Annotated in this window: 16 protein-coding genes; 1 reads left to right on the forward strand and 15 read right to left on the reverse strand. The window is 31.8% G+C overall.

The annotated features are described in order from the left end of the window. Positions 1 to 20: 20 nt before the first annotated feature. From P1K33_RS04200 to P1K33_RS04270, 15 genes are all read right to left on the reverse strand, one after another. Entirely contained in the window at positions 21 to 422 is a 402-nt protein-coding gene (locus P1K33_RS04200) for a hypothetical protein (RefSeq protein ID WP_284651636.1), read from the reverse strand. Further along, entirely contained in the window at positions 419 to 1,276 is an 858-nt protein-coding gene (locus P1K33_RS04205) for a hypothetical protein (protein ID WP_284651637.1), read from the reverse strand. The genes P1K33_RS04200 and P1K33_RS04205 overlap by 4 nt, the downstream gene beginning before the upstream one ends. Positions 1,277 to 1,376: 100 nt before the next feature. Continuing rightward, a complete protein-coding gene (locus P1K33_RS04210) occupies positions 1,377 to 1,937 on the reverse strand; it encodes a hypothetical protein (protein ID WP_284651638.1) in 561 nt (186 codons plus the stop codon). Further along, on the reverse strand, positions 1,937 to 3,007 hold the full coding sequence (locus tag P1K33_RS04215) for a hypothetical protein (RefSeq protein WP_284651639.1): 1,071 nt from the start codon (positions 3,005 to 3,007) through the stop codon (positions 1,937 to 1,939). The genes P1K33_RS04210 and P1K33_RS04215 overlap by 1 nt, the downstream gene beginning before the upstream one ends. A 28-nt stretch (positions 3,008 to 3,035) precedes the next feature. After that, entirely contained in the window at positions 3,036 to 4,247 is a 1,212-nt protein-coding gene (locus P1K33_RS04220; protein ID WP_284651640.1) for a GIY-YIG nuclease family protein, read from the reverse strand. Then, positions 4,240 to 6,168, reverse strand: a complete 1,929-nt coding sequence (locus P1K33_RS04225; RefSeq protein WP_284651641.1) for a DEAD/DEAH box helicase — start codon at positions 6,166 to 6,168, stop codon at positions 4,240 to 4,242. The genes P1K33_RS04220 and P1K33_RS04225 overlap by 8 nt, the downstream gene beginning before the upstream one ends. Positions 6,169 to 6,257: 89 nt before the next feature. Next, entirely contained in the window at positions 6,258 to 7,907 is a 1,650-nt protein-coding gene (locus P1K33_RS04230; RefSeq protein WP_284651642.1) for an ATP-binding protein, read from the reverse strand. 2 nt (positions 7,908 to 7,909) lie between these two features. Next, positions 7,910 to 10,630 (reverse strand): class I SAM-dependent DNA methyltransferase, encoded by a 2,721-nt coding sequence (locus tag P1K33_RS04235; protein ID WP_284651643.1) that lies wholly within the window; start codon positions 10,628 to 10,630, stop codon positions 7,910 to 7,912. A gap of 170 nt (positions 10,631 to 10,800) precedes the next feature. After that, positions 10,801 to 11,217, reverse strand: coding sequence for a helix-turn-helix domain-containing protein (locus P1K33_RS04240; RefSeq protein WP_284651644.1), 417 nt, complete (start codon positions 11,215 to 11,217; stop codon positions 10,801 to 10,803). A 94-nt stretch (positions 11,218 to 11,311) separates the two neighbouring features. Next, positions 11,312 to 11,824, reverse strand: a complete 513-nt coding sequence (locus P1K33_RS04245) for a gamma-glutamylcyclotransferase family protein (protein WP_284651645.1) — start codon at positions 11,822 to 11,824, stop codon at positions 11,312 to 11,314. Between the two features lie 405 nt (positions 11,825 to 12,229). Next, positions 12,230 to 12,874, reverse strand: coding sequence for a hypothetical protein (locus P1K33_RS04250; RefSeq protein WP_284651646.1), 645 nt, complete (start codon positions 12,872 to 12,874; stop codon positions 12,230 to 12,232). 10 nt (positions 12,875 to 12,884) lie between these two features. Beyond that, the gene (locus P1K33_RS04255; protein WP_284651647.1) at positions 12,885 to 13,547 is read right to left on the reverse strand and encodes a P-loop NTPase family protein; all 663 of its coding nucleotides are present in this window, start codon (positions 13,545 to 13,547) and stop codon (positions 12,885 to 12,887) included. Continuing rightward, a complete protein-coding gene (locus tag P1K33_RS04260) occupies positions 13,480 to 14,130 on the reverse strand; it encodes a transcriptional regulator (protein WP_284651648.1) in 651 nt (216 codons plus the stop codon). The genes P1K33_RS04255 and P1K33_RS04260 overlap by 68 nt, the downstream gene beginning before the upstream one ends. A 185-nt stretch (positions 14,131 to 14,315) precedes the next feature. After that, entirely contained in the window at positions 14,316 to 14,609 is a 294-nt protein-coding gene (locus P1K33_RS04265; RefSeq protein WP_284651649.1) for a helix-turn-helix domain-containing protein, read from the reverse strand. Positions 14,610 to 14,715: 106 nt separating this feature from the next. Then, positions 14,716 to 16,407: a helix-turn-helix transcriptional regulator gene (locus P1K33_RS04270; protein ID WP_284651650.1), complete on the reverse strand. Its 1,692-nt coding sequence runs from the start codon at positions 16,405 to 16,407 to the stop codon at positions 14,716 to 14,718. 385 nt (positions 16,408 to 16,792) lie between these two features. Here P1K33_RS04270 and P1K33_RS04275 point away from each other — a divergent pair, with 385 nt between their 5' ends. Then, positions 16,793 to 17,569 (forward strand): RteC domain-containing protein, encoded by a 777-nt coding sequence (locus tag P1K33_RS04275; RefSeq protein ID WP_284651651.1) that lies wholly within the window; start codon positions 16,793 to 16,795, stop codon positions 17,567 to 17,569. Positions 17,570 to 17,585 lie beyond the last annotated feature (16 nt).

Here is a 17,585-nt window from a genome sequence, read left to right on the forward strand (position 1 = left end):
GTTTAGATTTTAAATTGCTATTAGCAGTTTGCTAACTGTGAAGGAAGAGATAGATAAATGTTCTCCTCGATAAAATCCGATGGGATTGAACTTGCTTCCACCGGTTGTAATACTGATTCTCTAATGTAATCCAATAAATCAGCTTCTTCGTAAGGTATAAGGTCTAATATAACACCTAAGACACCTGCTATATTGGTTGAAGGTTCCGGTATGTGTGCGGTGCCTCCATGTTCGCCAGCTTCTAAAGCTAAAATTGAAACTTTAACTATATCGGCAATAAGAAACATTACATCTGAATAGCCAGACAGGTTCAATTGAATAGTATCCCGTTTCTTTTTTACATTTTGAGATTCTAAAAGGACAAAGTACTTCGCTGCTAAATCACGCAAGTCAGGCGGCAGTGTTGAGAATTTTGTTGTCATAGTATAATAGTTTTAGTGTTTTCTAATCGTTCAAGTTCTTGGATTGCTATAGTAGTGGCTTGTTTGTAAAAATTTTGGCAAGCATTAAGAATCCACAAAAAATCTTCTTCCTCAGCATTGAGCCGGTACCAATATCTTAGCATGGATGGTGGAGCACATAACATTTTATATCGCTTTATTTCAAGTTCAGATTGATTAGAAAAGATTTCGGAAGGCAACTTTGTAAAATGGCCACATAATAGAAGAAGATATTTTAAACTAAACTCATTTGGCGTATATCCCATAAAAACACGGATTAACCCAAGTGCTAGTTCCTCAATAGCAATGTGAAGATTTGCAATATTGCAAAGTGCTATTTCTGGGTTGGTGGATACGGAACCTGATTGTATATAATAGTCAGCTACGGCGTTACATTTATGCCAGTAATCTCTATCTATGTTTATATCCCGATAAAGAATACCATTAGACTTAATATAAGGAGGAGCCGAAGGATCAATACAAAGGCGCTGCCCTTTTCTGAATACTTTATCAAAAAACAGTTGTTGATTTAATTGATTAGAAGCTAAAACAGCAGCCTTATGTATCAGTAGTGATACTGAAATAGTTTTTGCTGAACGTTCTGCTATTAAATTAGCTATATCATTAGCACAGTTAGGGTATGCGTTTTCTGAAATAATTACTATATCAAAATGATGATTGGCCGAACTACCTTCTATTTGAGATTGAAGAATTGTATTAGCTGCCGTTGTACTATTTCTATAACCAAAAACAAATACTGTACAAAGATTTAGTCTTTTGGTAATTAAATCCAGGACTAACTGGATTTCGGTGGGAGGTAAAATCGTTGTTTCCATCTTGCATGTAATTTTCATGCAAGTTAGTGACGCTCAAAAGGGTATTAAACAAAATAGATTTGTATATGACAAATTATAATTGTTAATTACAAAACATAATTTAATGAGTTTTAAAACTATTCCATTTAGACTTTAATTTACCGGCAATATAAACTTCCATGAAATACAAATCGTAGTCTAGTTCTTCCGGGATTACAATTACTCTGTAATCTTTAATTTTCACCTGTTGAATTTTTAATAATTCAGGTGGTAATTCATTTCGTAAACCTTTATGACCTGAAAAATGTTTTGCTTTTAAATATGAAAAACTAGTTTCATTGTGTTTAGTACCCCAAGCATGTTGATATAATCTTCTAAATACTGTTCGAGAGATACCAACATAAATTGGAACTATAATATTGTTTTCCTGTAATTCACCAAATACATACAGACCTTTTAGTTCATCTAGTTTATTACTTTTTTTACCTAGTTTAGAATTACAAGTTACTTGAAGTTTAGTTAGGAAGTCCTTTTGTTTATGACCTTTTTCGCTATGGTAAAGTTCTTTTACAGATAGACAATCTAGATTAGAAAAATGAGTATTAATGTTTTCGATTACCCTTTCACATTTCATAATTAAGTGTGCAAAATCATCAGGAAACTTCTCTTTGTTGTAATTCATTACTCGACAATCTTAGAGTCTATTTTATTTACGATAGTATCAAAGCTTTTGAAACTTTCACTTTTTGTATCAAAATATTCAACAAAATAATGTTTTATATTGTCTGCATACTGAATAGAATACATTTCTATTTCATATATTTTCTTTCTAATATCTGACGCTATTACAACTAAATTTTCACTACCATATTCATCAAATCCTTCTTTTTCTCTTATTACCATTGCAATTTTTAAAAATGTCAAAAAGAAATTATCTGAGAGGAATCTAAAATCTGTTTGCTTTTGTTGTGTTGCGCATTCATCTGCGTAAGTATAATAAGCGGGAACAAAGTCATTATATGCATTTGGCCAACTATGGTTTAAATAGTTATCTGGACCGAACTTACTTCTGTATTTTTCCATCAACTCCCCACCAATTTTCAAGAACTCTCTACATAATTCACTAACTTCTTTTTGCCTAGCAACTTTATCTTCAATATGGCCTTGATATTTAACTTTATGCTCATCTAACGAAGCTGAATAAAAATCAACATAATTATACATGTTGATATACATTTTCTCCCAGTCAGCATCATCTTTAAAAAAATGTTCAATTGTTTTATAGTTTATAAGACTGTCCAACTCTAAAATCCTTTTAAAACTATTATTTGCTGAAAAATAAGTAACATTAGATTGTGCAGGATTTTTAAGTTCAGCAGTGTAAAATATTTCCATGCGCTCACCTTGAAGTTTTATTTCAGCAAGCATATTGATTAAAAGACTTTTTATTAATTTTAATCTACTATTGTATTCCTGAAATGTTATTAATTTTTGTTCTTCCTTTTCATCTTTGAGTTGTTCTCTTTGATCTGCTAAACTAAAAATTACAAATAGTATTGCTAAAAAAGAAAGTAATCCACTTATTAACGTTCCATAATTTGATACTTTTTGATTATCAAAATCTATATCAAACCAAGCCCAATTTGGTTCGTCATTAATGATATCACAAGTAAATATTATCAGCAAGATTAAAGAAACAATACTTACTACTATAACAGCCCATTTTATAACTTTATACTTATCTATTACCATTGCTAATACTTGTGCATTTATATAAAAATTATTTTAAAATAATATCTTGTAATTTAGAGTCATAACGATAATTTACAATCGACTCAACTATAATTAAATCAATTACTTTGTTAATAATGGGAAGCGGGACAACAAACCATTCCCGAGGTGTGATTCGTCTACCATTATCATCATGGATATCTACATTTAAACATACCTCAGCAAAAAAACGATGTAACAATTGCTCAAATTTATGTGGATTAATGTTATAGCATTTAATTGCTGAAACAATATGTACATCTGCCATGAGATAGGTTGGCTCTTTTTTGGCATTCTTTACTCTCTCTTTGACATCTACTTTAGAGAAACCAATTTTATAGAGGTCTTTTATTGCCGCAATTTCTTTATGTGTAGACTTCGATTTAAGAATATATATCCATCCTGTTTCCGTATCGTCTTCGTTTACAATATTTGCGTTCTTGAATAATTCATTTTCTACATTGCTATCAGTTTCAGTAACAATTTTACCATTGTTCAATAGTTGTTTACCCAACGAACGGTAAAGCATATTACTTTCGGTTCCATTTTCAAAAATAATCCTTGTTCTACCATCTTTTCTAATTCTATTTCCGGATGGAATAACTCTTTCTTTTTCTTCAATTTCAACTTTTTCAAGAAGTAACAAAATGCCGTCTAAAATATAATATTTACCTTCTTCTAAATTAGTCTCAGTACTATCAAAGGATCTTAGTTTTCTTTTTCCTTCTCTAATTTCCTGATGAACTTTTTTGAATAATGGTTCATAATTTATAAAGTCTTTTTCTTTGATTGGCTTTCTTCTCGCTACAAAGTCAGCCTCCTCTCTGTCTTTTGAACTAGGAACATTTTTGAGTTTGAATATTTCAAGAGTATCAGTCGTATCAAGTAATCCAAAATCATCATCGTTCATTATATCTTCGATAGAATTAATTTCAACAACATTACTACCAAGTAGATTATGAATATCGTATGGTTTTAAAATTTCACTATTTTTTTTATTCGTTCTAAGTTCTTTAAGTCGCACACCTAAAGTCCTTTCAGAAACAACATATACATCCGGCTTTGGTTCTCTTTTATTTTTTTCAAAAAAGGCATTGATTTCCTGAAATGAATCGATTAAACGATCATCCTCAGACTTGATGTTTGATACTTTAGGTTTTGAATCTAAAATACCAAATTCATCATCGTTAAAAATGTCCTCTAATGTTTTCTTCTTATTCATTTGCCATTGCTTTACGCTTTTGCTCTCGTAAAAATATAATTGCTTCTGCTAACCTTTTTTCTTGTGGGTCAAATGACTGTAAACTTGGTTCGACACCCGTTCTAATTTTCCAGTTCTTAATTTTAGGCCATAAAAGAATTGCTTCTTCTTCCGTCATTTGAATGCGGGTGGCATCTATAGTTTCTTGAATTGCTTTGAACACTGATGCAGTAACTGATTTAGATAATATTTCAAAAGCCTTTTGGAAAGGATTAATTGTATCTATCAAATCAATATTTATATCATCAATATTTACAAAACTGTCAGCCATTCTGATAAATCGCTTATCACCCTGCGTTTCAATATGACCATTCTTTATTACGGAATCCACAACTACATGCTGACGAACTTCTTCAACTTCCTCTTCTGTTAAGTCAGGATAGGTTTCTCTAATGATTTTAGGAATAAGTACTTTGTTTATTACTTCCGGGTCCACATTACCGGGTAAAGCTTTTATCATTACATCATCCTGTAAGATATTAGCTTTTAAGTCATTGATGTCGGATTCAATTATATCCTTAACTCTTGTTGATGATGGTTTTTTGAATCCATTAATTCGAATGGTATTTTCATCATCTTCACTATCATCCTCTGGAAATTTAGGTTTGAATTTGAAGTTTGGCGCTAATACTTGTTCCATTAACAATGAAGCTGTAATAGCTTTTAGCATATTGTTTACTGATAATTTAACTTCACCATCTTCGGCATCAGGTTGGGCAATTAAGTTTGTAAATTGCGCATGTGTTTTATTTTCACTATCCCTAGTACAACGTCCAATGATTTGAATAATTTCGGTTAGTGAGCCACGATAACCAACCGTTAATGCATGTTCACAATATGGCCAATCAAATCCTTCTTTAGCCATACCTAATGCAATTATAATATCAATATCGTCTGGATTATTTGAAACTCTTAAATACTCTTGAATTCTATCTCTATCCTTTTGATTGTCATGAACTAAATCGGCAACTTTTAAAAGATTACCAGTTTTTTTACTTCGAACGAATAGTACACCGGTATCAGGGTCTTGATATTCTAATTCTCCTAAACTGTCAATAATTTTGTTGACTTCTTCGTATTTTTCTTTGGTAGATTCTCCTGAATTTACACTTGGAATATGGACAATAGTTTTCTTGGTTTCATCTAAAATTTCGTCAATTGCTGAGGTATATCTTCCTTGATAAAAATGATAACCAATACCTAATGATTTTAAGTGTTCGTAACCATTTAACTGCTCGTAATAATTGTAAGTTACTTTAATAAATTGTTGTTCTGATTCAGGTAATAATACCGGTACACTATCACCTCTGAAATAGGAACCTGTCATAGCTACTATGTGTGCAGTAGATTTTGCCATAATTGACCTTAGCACTTCACCCAATCTATTGTTTCCATCTGCAGAAACATGATGGAATTCATCGATAGCAATAACCACTTCATTAAATGCTTTTTCATCAATTCCTTCACATGCAAAGCGTAAAGTGGCATGTGTACATATTAAGAGCTTTTCATCATTAGCCAAGAAATTATTAAATGCTTTTACCTTACTTGAATCTCCTCCTGGTGTACATAAATTGTAAATTGGATTAGGTTCCCAATCAGCAAAAAAACCATACTTGGTAAGTGCTGTTTTCCCAAAAGAACTTCCGATAGAACGTTCCGGGACTGCAACAATAACTTTTTTTAATCCTTGATTGATTAATTTATCTAAACCAATAAACATTAAAGCACGAGATTTACCGGATGCCGGAGGTGCTTTAATTAGTAAATACTGAGCCGAACGAGCCTCAAAAGCACGTTCCTGCATTTCTCTCATGCCTAACTCGTTAGTACTTTTACTTTTGCCGGTTTGACCGTACTCTACGTGGACTATATCTGGCATACTTTATTTTAATTTATTTTAAACCAAAAAAATAAAAAACACTTATAAACAAAGGGATTACATCTTTTATTTCTCGTTTTATTTTTAATTTATTTTTTTTTAGAAATCATATAAGTTCTATTCTTTTTTGCACCCTCAGGAATGATATCATTATTATTGACCATTTTGTAAATCAACTTTTTTATATCTTCTTTTGGGACTTCTGGCAATCTTTTCTGAATATCAGATAATTTACATCTGCCATTATGCCTTAAATCTTCCATGATTAGCAATTCTAATTTATATGGTTCTAATGTTTTTAATGAAGGCTTAATCCCTAATTTAGCTTGAGAAAACAGTTCAGGGTTTAACAAAAATTCTCTAGCTTTTTTTTCCCCTCTAGTTATTAATATTTCTCTTTCAACTAATGTTCCAATCCATGACGCTGTTTTATCTTCTTGGCTTAATTGCAATTTTAGGGCTAATTGAGTTGATAAGATTTTCTTTTCAGAGGCTACAATTCCTAAAGTGATATATTCTTTTTGCGTTAGTTGAAAATGATTGTCAATGTAATCTAAAATAGAAATCACTTCTTCATCAACAGCTCCCGAGAAAACAGTAACTGATACTTTTGTAAAATCATTATTGATTACCGGGAGCGGTTTAGCATCGCGAACTAGTTTCTCATAAATCAAATCAAACCCAGAACCTTCGCCTTCCATCAATTTTAAATCACTTAAGGTTTGTATCAAATGAGGGTTGCGTCTGTGTCTTTCATGTAAAATATTATCTTTTGTTATGCCTAGAGGTAAACTACCAGGATTAGTAATTACCATTCTGTCTACAAAAACTTCAATAAAAATATCTCCTGAAATTGTATATTTTTTATGTGCTACAGCATTAATTAATAATTCCCTTATCACTTCTCTAGGATATTGCCTAACTGTTTTTCTGAACAAACCATCGGGTAACTCTGTGCTGTATGTTAGCTCAACAGCTTCTTTTTCTATATCTTGAACTAACTCTTTTGGACTTTGTAAATGAAAATGCCATTCCTTTTTTCGAATTTTTTCTTCTCGCTCATTATAAACTATATATTGAACGGTTATAGGATAGCTTAATCTAGCCCTTTGTGCAGGTGTTCCGAGCCAAAGAACACCCAAATTAGTTAAATAGTTTTCTGGACTTATCATTTGATAAAATGACAATATTTCTATATCATCACGCTGTTTTATAAATTCAGATACTTTGTCTGACTTCTTTATGTCCTCAATAAATTGAATTACTTGTTTTGTGTCTGCTTGCTCTAAAGTAATCTTTTGTGGAGCAATTATTTCCCATTGAAAAGCAGTTTTTTCAGCTGCTAGATTAGTTAACTCTGTACTGTCAACAGGAAAGCAATTATCTGAAATTCTTATCAATACTTTACCAGATGAAGTAGTTGCAATAACTCTTGTAGATGGCAGCACTCTTACTATAAAATACTCACCTCCATTTTCATGAGTAATAATTTCAGGATTAACTAAACCCACACCATCAGTTAAGCTTCGGAGTCTTTTTACGACTTCATTCATGTCCGTAACAGAAACTTTTTGGGTAGTAGGAGGTAATTTATCTTTATCTTCAATTCCAATTATTAATTGTCCTCCCTGAGCATTTGCAAAGCAAACGCAAGTTTCAGCTAATGACGCTAAATCAGATTTTGAACCAATAGCTTTTTTTAAACTTTTGTAATCTTTATTTTTATCTTCGACATTCATTTTTAGCTATTTTTATTTTTTGCTTTCTTTTCCTTTTGAAACAAATTATTTTTTACGGTCATTTCTTCGTACATCTTAAATAAATACTCTAATCTCTCTGTATCGCTTTCAAAAGGCTTTAAACGGTAACATCTTTCAATAGCTAAATCTAACTGGTGATGTGCTTCTTTCAATCCTTTTGGCATTTTATCAGGATCATATAATTGTGCTAAAGTTTTTTCAGGATATTTTGCTCTTTCATCTAATACTTCAAACACATGTAAAGTAATTTGCTCTTTTTGTTTATCAGTTATTTTTGGGAAAGGAAATGTATTGTAACACAAACCAGCAGAATATCTATAATCAGTTTTTAATTTACCACCTACGGCACTAACCCAAACCATATGTATTGCAGAGGAAATTACGCCAAATATCCATGGATGAACATTATAAATTGCAAGAGCTGAATCAGATATAATATAATTTTCATCAAGAAAGTCAACTGGTATATATTTTCTGTTTTCAGATGATACCCTCGGTACTATTATTGAATTTGTTTCTTGATGTCTTATTTCAGCAAATTTATGAGGAATTGATGCTAATTCACGCGTTGACTCTCTCTTACTTTTATTCCTAATATTAAAAGTTTCATTGATGCGTTTTTTTATATCGGGAATAGAATAAGCTAGTTCTTTGTTATCATCTGTTATCCAAAGGCAATATCTTTCTTTTCCTCTTATTAATTCTAATGATCCAATAAGGTTTTTAATCAAAGGTAAAGCTTCAGGATTTTTTAATATAATTTTCTCTCTATCCTCTTTTGATAAAATCAAATAACCACCATCATTTGCCATGCTACCAAAATTTATCTCAGGTAAATTTGAAATACTTTTACTTTTTTTGGAGATAATTAATGGATTTCCTTCAACAAGATATGGGCTAATATTATCAACTTTCTTTTCAAAATTATCTATATAAATATACTTCTGTTTATTTGATACATTTCTAAGACAAACTATAATAACATATACACCTGCATTACCTTTTGCATTATTAGTCCATTTAAATGATTGAACAGCGAATCCAATTTCAATAGTTTCGGATATAATGTTTGGCCATATTAAGGCAACTTGTTCACCTTGACAAATTGAGTTGGTAGAAACGAATGCACATTTAGCATTATTACCATCTATAAACTTCTTTCCTAGATAAAACCAACAGGCAATGTAGTCCATGTTGTTGTAGCCATTTATATTGTTAAAAACAATACTCATGTCTTTCTTTTGCTCTTCATCTTGAAGTCTTGCCCCGAGGTAAGGTGGATTTCCCAAAATGTAAATCTCATCATTACTATCCTTCACTGGGCAAACCAAATTCCAGTCTACTCTTGTAGCATTACCTTGTTTGATATGTCCAGCTTCCTTAAGTGGTAGAATCGGTCTAGCTCTACCAAAATCAAATAATTCATCAATAAATACCTTATTCATTTGATGCTCAGCTAACCAAAGCGACAAAATTGCCATTTCATGGGCAAAATCATCTAACTCAATACCATAGAATTGAGAAAGTTTTATTTCGGTGTAAACTGTTTCTGTTTGATACGGAAGTTTACTTTCTTGTTTCAGTAAATCAATCTGTTTCCAAATTTCAATCTCAAGTTTACGTAACTCTTTGTATGCAATAATTAAAAAATTACCGCTACCACATGCCGGGTCAAATATCTTTATTTTAGATAGTCTAAAAATTAGTTTTCTTAGTTTATTGGAATTGTCTTTGCTTTTTTCGAACTCTTCATATAAATCATTTAGAAACAATGGCTCGATAACTTTCATAATATTTGGCACTGAGGTGTAGTGCATTCCTAATCCGCTGCGGTATTCTTCGTTTACAACAGCTTGTATCATGGAACCAAAAATATCCGGATTGATTTCACTCCAGTTTAAATTACCACATTCCAATATAATCTTACGTGCTTTAGAGGAAAATTTTGGAGAATGAATAGTATCACGGAATAAGCCACCGTTAACATAAGGGAAAGCTTTTAAATAATCAGGTTCCGAACTATTATCTTTAGTATTTAATATTTTGAAAAGTCTGTCTAAGAAAGTATGTACATCACTGCCATCTAATTTTGTATGCTGTGCCAATGTATTAGTGAAGATTCCTTCTTCTTCAAAAATTCCAGTATCCTCGGCAAAAAAGCAAAATAAAATTCTGGATAAAAAGATATTTAGATTGTGACCTCCATCATCGTAGATATTTGGATTTTCATGAACCAATATATCATATAATTTGGCCATTTCATATGAAGCATCTCTGTCAGCTTGATTGTCATTTTTTTGTAGATACTTTTCTTGTCCCGCCCATGGCAAAAAGAAATCGAACCTTTTATTGATTTCTGTTATCTGCGTGTCAAGGGTAAAACCTGTCCTAGTATCTTTTGCTAATAAAGTTTTATAATCGGTCACTATTACAAAACGAGGGTTGTGTTTTAAATCCTCTTCGCTTTTAGATAAATAATCAATAGTAGTAAGTAATTTATCTGAGGCAACTTCTTTGAAAAGCACCTTCTTTTTGTATAATACCTCGCCTTCTTTTTTAGAAAAATTAAAATCACCTTTTTTTAATCGTGTAATAGAAGTTTTTGATATTCCATATGCCATTAAAAGATCATAGATAAAATTCTCTTTATCAATTGATTTTACAAGTTCATTGAGGTTTTTTTCTATTTCAGAAGTCTTCATTTTTTATCAAAATCAAATTTCTCAAACTTAGTAATAATCTTCCAAATAGGCATTCATTATTATGGCAATTTTGATTAAATGAGTATAAAATTAAATAGACTAGTAATTAATAAAAAAACCTCCGTTATAGGAGGTTTTTATACAAACTGATAAAAATTTAATTGTGGTATCTATTTGTTATTCAGTAGTTTTTCTAGATAGGCAACTTTATCTTTTTCTGCCTGGAGCAAGCGCTCATAAAGTTGTTTGTTTTCTTCGTAGGATTCTATTAGTTTATCCAACGGATTGAAAGTACAATTATTGTTTATACTAGGTCCAGAATTTATGACTGCTCCTTCATAGTTATTTTGAATGTTATTAAAAACAGCTTCATCACTATAATTTTTAATAGCTTCGACACTAACACCCAACTCTTTTGCAATTAAATTCAATCTTTCTTCATCAACTGTTTCACTTCCTTCTAAATTTGAGATTGTTTGCTGAGTAACACCAATAGCAATAGCTAAAGCTTCTTGTTTCATGCCACGAAGCTCGCGGATTCTACTGATGTTGCGTCCTATATGTTTTGGTTTTGTTGTAGTATTCATATTTCAAAAGTAGTAAATTTTTATATACAATGTATTTGTAAAGTACCGGTTGATTAATAAATGTGCTGCATGGAATAGGATATCTAAATTTTAGTTACTGATTTCGATTTATAATGTCAAAATTTAATTGTCTCCTAGTAACATTTGGATCAACTGTTGATTTAATAGTTTCCAGTTGATTTATATAATCTAGAGGCAACTGTTCTTTAATTGCACCGGTTAAGATGAATTCGCGATACCAATCATAGGGGAGTAATTGATTGTTGAGATATTTATCATCAGTTGCTATGTATACATGAGCATTATGCGAATGACCTGTAGTGTCAACAAAAGTAAGTACCTTTTCATCATAACCTTTTCCGAGTCCTTCTAGTTTGTCTAAATCGGTTTTCTGTAAATCATCAATTACAAATAACACACCCCAAACAATATCATCATCAGTACCTGTTTCAATTATATTTGCTTTGGCAGACCCATCTTTACTACTTATTTTATTGCAAATTAGTTGATACCCTTTCAAAAAGGCTGTGGATAATTTTGATGCGGATGGAACCCTCTCCTGTAATCTGTTTATGTTCATATTTGAACCATATGCGAATATTAGCATTTCATTTTTTTGATTAATAATTATGTGACCATAAATATATTGGATTTATTTTAATGATTATATTTGTACTTCCCTTGAAATTAAAATTCAGGTTGTTTGGGTTCTTATGAATCACTGCATTTGCATGAAGTGCTTGTTGTTCTTCTGTCAGAAATCGTTTTTAGTAACCTTATTAAATCAGAGAGTATGAAAGAGTTCACTTTAAAAGTCACTATACACTTATTTTTGTCGTTTATTTTAACACAATTAGAATGTTTAGCCTTTCTCGTTGTCGGACAGACCATCACCATCGACAGATTCTTGTGCAACTTGGTATAAATGCTGTAGTAAAACAAATGGCCACTCTGGGATGGCGGGGTTCGAATCCCTGGTCTGTCACAAAAACCGCATTAATGCGGTTTTTTTTTATTTATTGCGAGAGCTTTCATTATTAATTTCATCTAAGTATAACTGCAAATCATACAAGTAAATCAATTCATCATCTTCTTGTTCTGGCAGTTGCGCTAACTCTACAAAGTTGATGTTCTGATGTAATAGTTTTTCACCAATTATATCTTGCATGATGATGTAAATCACTTGAAGTAAATTTTGATTGTGGGATAGGACGGTAAAGTTTTTTAGGTATACAATCATGTCGATTTTAATTTCATTTTCATATTGGAATGGCATGAATTTGAGTTCGCTAGCTTTGAGTGTGATGTCCTTGAAAACATAAGGTTTGTCTAGTCCGGCTTCCATTTCCTCGATGTTTTCCGAAGGTTGGATAAAAGCAATGAATTTCCACTTTTTTAATGTTGGAGCTGCTTCAACTAAAGTGGTTACTTTATTAAAATATTCCGGGTCGCCATTGGCAGAAATAACGAGCTGCACAGGTTCGTTTTCATTAACCGGAAACATCAGAATGCTTTCTAGATTTTCGCAGTAGTTATGTAAATGTCTGTCGAGCCAAAAAAGAAACATCTTTTGGACTTTAGGTTTTTCGTTTCTTAGGTTCCTTAATGTTTGTTCGTTGTATTGGATCCATTCCCAAAATAAAGTTATTCTTCTCATGATGTAATTATTAGCGTTTATCAATAGTGTTTTTGTCATAGGTGATTAAGTTGACCATTTGACGGAGTCGGCTTCTTACGCGTAAACCGTAATGGGTTTCGATTTCAGAAGCCGAAAGATTTGTTGTTAAGTGTGTTGGGATTCTCTTGCTGATGAAAATATCATAACGACTCAGTAATATTTCTGCCATCACGTTACATTCATTGCCAAAATACTTGAGGTTGTTTTCGGTACCTAAATCGTCAAAGCATATTATTTTAGGGTCTGCATGATATAATTTGCCATTGCTGTATTTATGAATGGTTTGATATCCATCCTGGATAAATTCGAAACTAATATCGCGACATGGTTTTACATAGTATTTGTGTTCTGTTTTTGAAATGAACTTCATTAAATTCATTATTGCTGTTTTACCACAACCAATAGGACCGGAAAGCAAAATACCTTTATTGATATCAACCCCAAAGTTTGAGCATGCTTGTTCGTCTCGGAGGTAATAGGCAATTAGCTTATAAATCACCGGATAGTCTATTTCATGAATTTTGAAATTGGACCAATATATTTCGCGACCTTTTATTTCTAACCAATTGATTACTTCTTCATAACTATAAAGGCTCTGAATAGTCTTTTCCTGCGGTGGTGTCGAATTGTTTTGTACTGTCGGCTCTTCCATGGGTTATGAATTTAGGTGCGTTTAACATCCAGTTTTTTGCTGCAGCTTGCCAATCAGCCATTGGAGTTTTACCGCCAATTAACCAACCGTTGCTTTTGAAATAGTTGTAAAACTTATTTGCTTCGAGTTCCGGAAAACTATGCTCTGAAAAAAAGGATATAATTTCTTCAAGTTGTGGAATCTTTTCTTTTTCTTTTTTCGCGGAACTTTTTTCTTTTTCTTCTTCAAAATCACTTTTAAAAAAATGAATTTTATTTTCATTTTTTTCTGTGAGCTCGCTCAAGTTTTCACTGTTTAAATCGTCTTTATTGTTTATACTGTTTGTATTGTTTATATAAGGTACTAATGCTATTTCATTAACCTGTTCATTACCTGTTTCAGAACCAGTATGAGACTTGTTTAGTACTTGTTCATTAGCTTGATTAAAAATTGGTTTTGTTTTAGCTTCCTTAGGCGTTGGTTTTAGGTCGTCTGAAAAATTAAATAAGTACACATGACTGCCTTTATACGGATTAAAGGAAGGCTCATATTTTATGTAGCCAAGGGCATGTAAATTCTTTAGGCATTTATGGTAAGTGGCCATAGAACTGATTTTGCTGATACGCATTATTTCGTCTCTGGAAATGCTTATTGGATTTCGGAACCGGTTTATGTTCCAAAACTGGAACAAAGCGATGTACAAACTTACATGCGTTGGATTGAGCATTTTATCCTTGGCCACTTTATCAAAGAAGCCAGTGAGGTGTTTGATGTAATTCATGATGCGAATTACTTGGCATTAAACAAATTTTGCTCGGAGTTGACCTTGTTTCTTTCTAACACTTTTTCTATATCCTGAAAGGCATAGTAAATAGTGCCTCCAATTTTGGTATAGGAGAGTGTTTTGTTGATTCGCAATGTTTGTAAAGTGCCGGGAGAAATGTTCAGTAGTTTTCTAACCTCTGCAGATTTTAACCATTGTTTGGTTTGCTGAGGTTTTAATAACAACACTTCTTTAAGTTCTTTAAGCAATAAAACTCTGAACTCATTAAGATCATCTTTTGTAATAACTTCAATAGCCATAATGTGAGGTTTTAAATTGTTATGGCACAAAATTGTTGCTATTGACTTACTTTATTACAGAAGTTGAATTGAAGTTCAGGATTATTTTTTTTGAAAAAGGAACAATTTACTGTTTGGAATCCTGCTTTTTTAATTCCTTGATAAAGTACAAAGGTGTTAAGTCTGTTGCCTTAGTAAAGGCTTCTTTAAATTTTTGAGGTGATTTGAAACCGGCTTCCTCAGTTAATGCTTTGATAGTATAGTTTCTGTACTTAGAATCATTTTTCAACTTCTCAATGATAAACTCAATTCGTAAATCATCAACATATTCAATATACTTTTTATTCCGGGTTTCGGATATTATCCTTGATGTATAACGTGTATTGCAATCCACAAAGGCTGCCATTTTACTGAGATTAAAATCTTTGTCGAGATAGAGATTACTTTCTTCAAATTTTTCTAATTTTTTGGAGACTGCAGAGATAATTTCGGGCTTGATAATTTGTTCCCCATCAATGATTTTGTCTTTAACTTCAATGGATTTATTCCTCTTTTCTTTTTGTGCAATCAGTTTCTTAAAACGCTGTTTTCGCAATTTACGGCGCTGGTATTGTTTGCAAAAGATGTATGTAAATATTGCAGTAATTAAAAGAAATATGATGCCGAAAATTATATCCATTTTATTTCTAAAGAAAAGGTGGCTTTTTAATTCTTCGGTTTCATCAGCAATTTTTTTGAGGTCATAATCCCTGTACATGTTTTTAGAAAGGTATCTGTAGTTTTTACTAACAAAAGTCTCGGCTTCTAAAAGACCGTGTAAATATTTAAGTTGCTCAGTTGTATCTCCTCTAGATTCGTAATACTGAGCCAATAGGTAATAAGCTTCAATCAAATCTTCTTTCATGAACTTATCTTTTTTGAAAGTTTCATCCACCTTCTTGAAGTATGGTACAGCTTTTTCTTTATTGCCTAATTCCCAATAACTTCGACCTAAATACAAGTTTGTAGTTGAGGTATTTGCTATATCATTACTTTGAATGAAATGAGGTAATGATTTATTTAATTTGGAGATTGCATTTTTATAGTTTTTCTTGAAAAATTCGTTTCTTCCCTCGGCATTAGTAAAATATGGGATAATAGTTAGTTCGTCAAGGTTAATGGCTTCACGGTACCCTAAGTCAATTGTAGCTGCAGCCAAGTTGTATTGTTTGGTTTTTATATAACATAAGCTAAGTAAATGGAGTGAAAGTAACCTTGGATTACAAGGTTCATGAACCCTAAAATATTCTTCGCATTCTTTTAATAGAGAAATAGATTCATCGTAGAAACCGAGATAATATTTTATTGAGGCAATAGAATATTTGGTTTTGTGAATCAAATATTGATTGTGAGTTTTAGAAATGAATTGGTCCGCAAGGATGTAATTATCCAAAGCTTTTGATTCCTGCTTGAAATGATAGTAAACAATACCCTTTGTTAAATAGGCTGAACCAATTAGTTCGTTATTCCTTGATTTTACAGCTACTGACATTATACTGTCACAGTAATTTAACCACGTCTTCTTATTAGATTTATACATTACAATTTTGTATGCTTCAATCACTTTTTCCGGATTATTATCGGCTTTAGCTTTTGACAATATCGAATGACCATAAATTGAATCCAATTTCTGAGAATCACTATCATTTGAAAGGCGCTCTTTTAAATACTCAATATTTTTACTTTTAAGTGAATCCGGGATAATGAATTGATTTTTTTGAGCAAAACATTTACTAGTTAAAAAGAATACTACTGCAACTGTAATTTGTAAGATTTTCATTTTTAGTTATGTAGGTTAGTAGCTGATTAAAATGAGTGAATATTAAGCATTGTTTATTGAGATTAGAAAAATAGCAAATTAAAGACGAGTGTCAAATAGAAAAATAACCCTACAATGTTAAATGTTTAGATTTCAAGCGTAAGAGATTTAACAACAGTGATTTGTGTACGTTTTTGTAATGAATGATTAATTAATCCTTTCGTTGTTTATCATTTAACATTGTTGAATGGTTGTAACATAGAGTTGGAAATCAGAAGTTCTGATTTTAGATTTGGTTTGAACAAATTGGATTAAATTATTAACCGCTATTAATGACAATACCCGGATGAAGGAAACTGCTCTAAGATTACTGGAAGATTTAGAAATCCAATTAAAAGAAATAGAATTGGCCAAAAAAGAAACTATTGAGCATGTTGAGGATTCAATCCGCAAAACTATAAGTGTACTTGAAACTTTAAAAACCAATTTTGTAAAGTATAAGTTTGAAAGTAAGAAAGATGAAATTTCCTTTTTCAGGGACATTAAGCCACAGTTTGTATGCAAGTTGATCTATTACAACGAGATTTATAATATCATAACTAATAAACCCTTTGGCGGTAACAAGGCACTAAAAAAATACTATACCGGTGAACTTGCTAAACTGAAAAGCTTTTACACTGAAAATGTGGAGTTTTTTAAATATTACCGGAATGGAAACACTTATCTTGACAATAAATACTTTGTCCGGGGTAGGTATGATATCAAGTTAACCTTGGATAGTTTTTATTTTCAAGCTGACAGCAGGTTCTCAACTTCCCACGATTTTAAAGTGGCCAAGATAATGGCGAATGATTTAATACAAAATTATTTGGAAAGTGAAATTGCCAAAATAGAAAACAAGGCTCCGTTATTTAATCTAACTGAACGGCAAGTACAGAAATGGACCGGAACAAAAATTGCGCTTATTGAGTTAGTATATGCGCTGCATGCCGAAGGCGTTTTTAATAATGGCGCCAGCGACTTGAAAGAAACGGCAAAATTCTTTGAAGAAGTTTTTGATGTTGATTTGGGACAGTTTCACAGAACCTTCTTCGAAATGAGAGCACGTAAGGCTGATAGGACTAAGTTTTTGAATTCACTTCGCGATACATTGGTGCGGAGGATGGATGAGGTGGATGAATAATAAAAGTTGGCTGCAT

Origin of the sequence: Flavobacterium terrisoli, from assembly GCF_030167905.1 — a bacterium.
Classification (GTDB): domain Bacteria; phylum Bacteroidota; class Bacteroidia; order Flavobacteriales; family Flavobacteriaceae; genus Flavobacterium; species Flavobacterium terrisoli.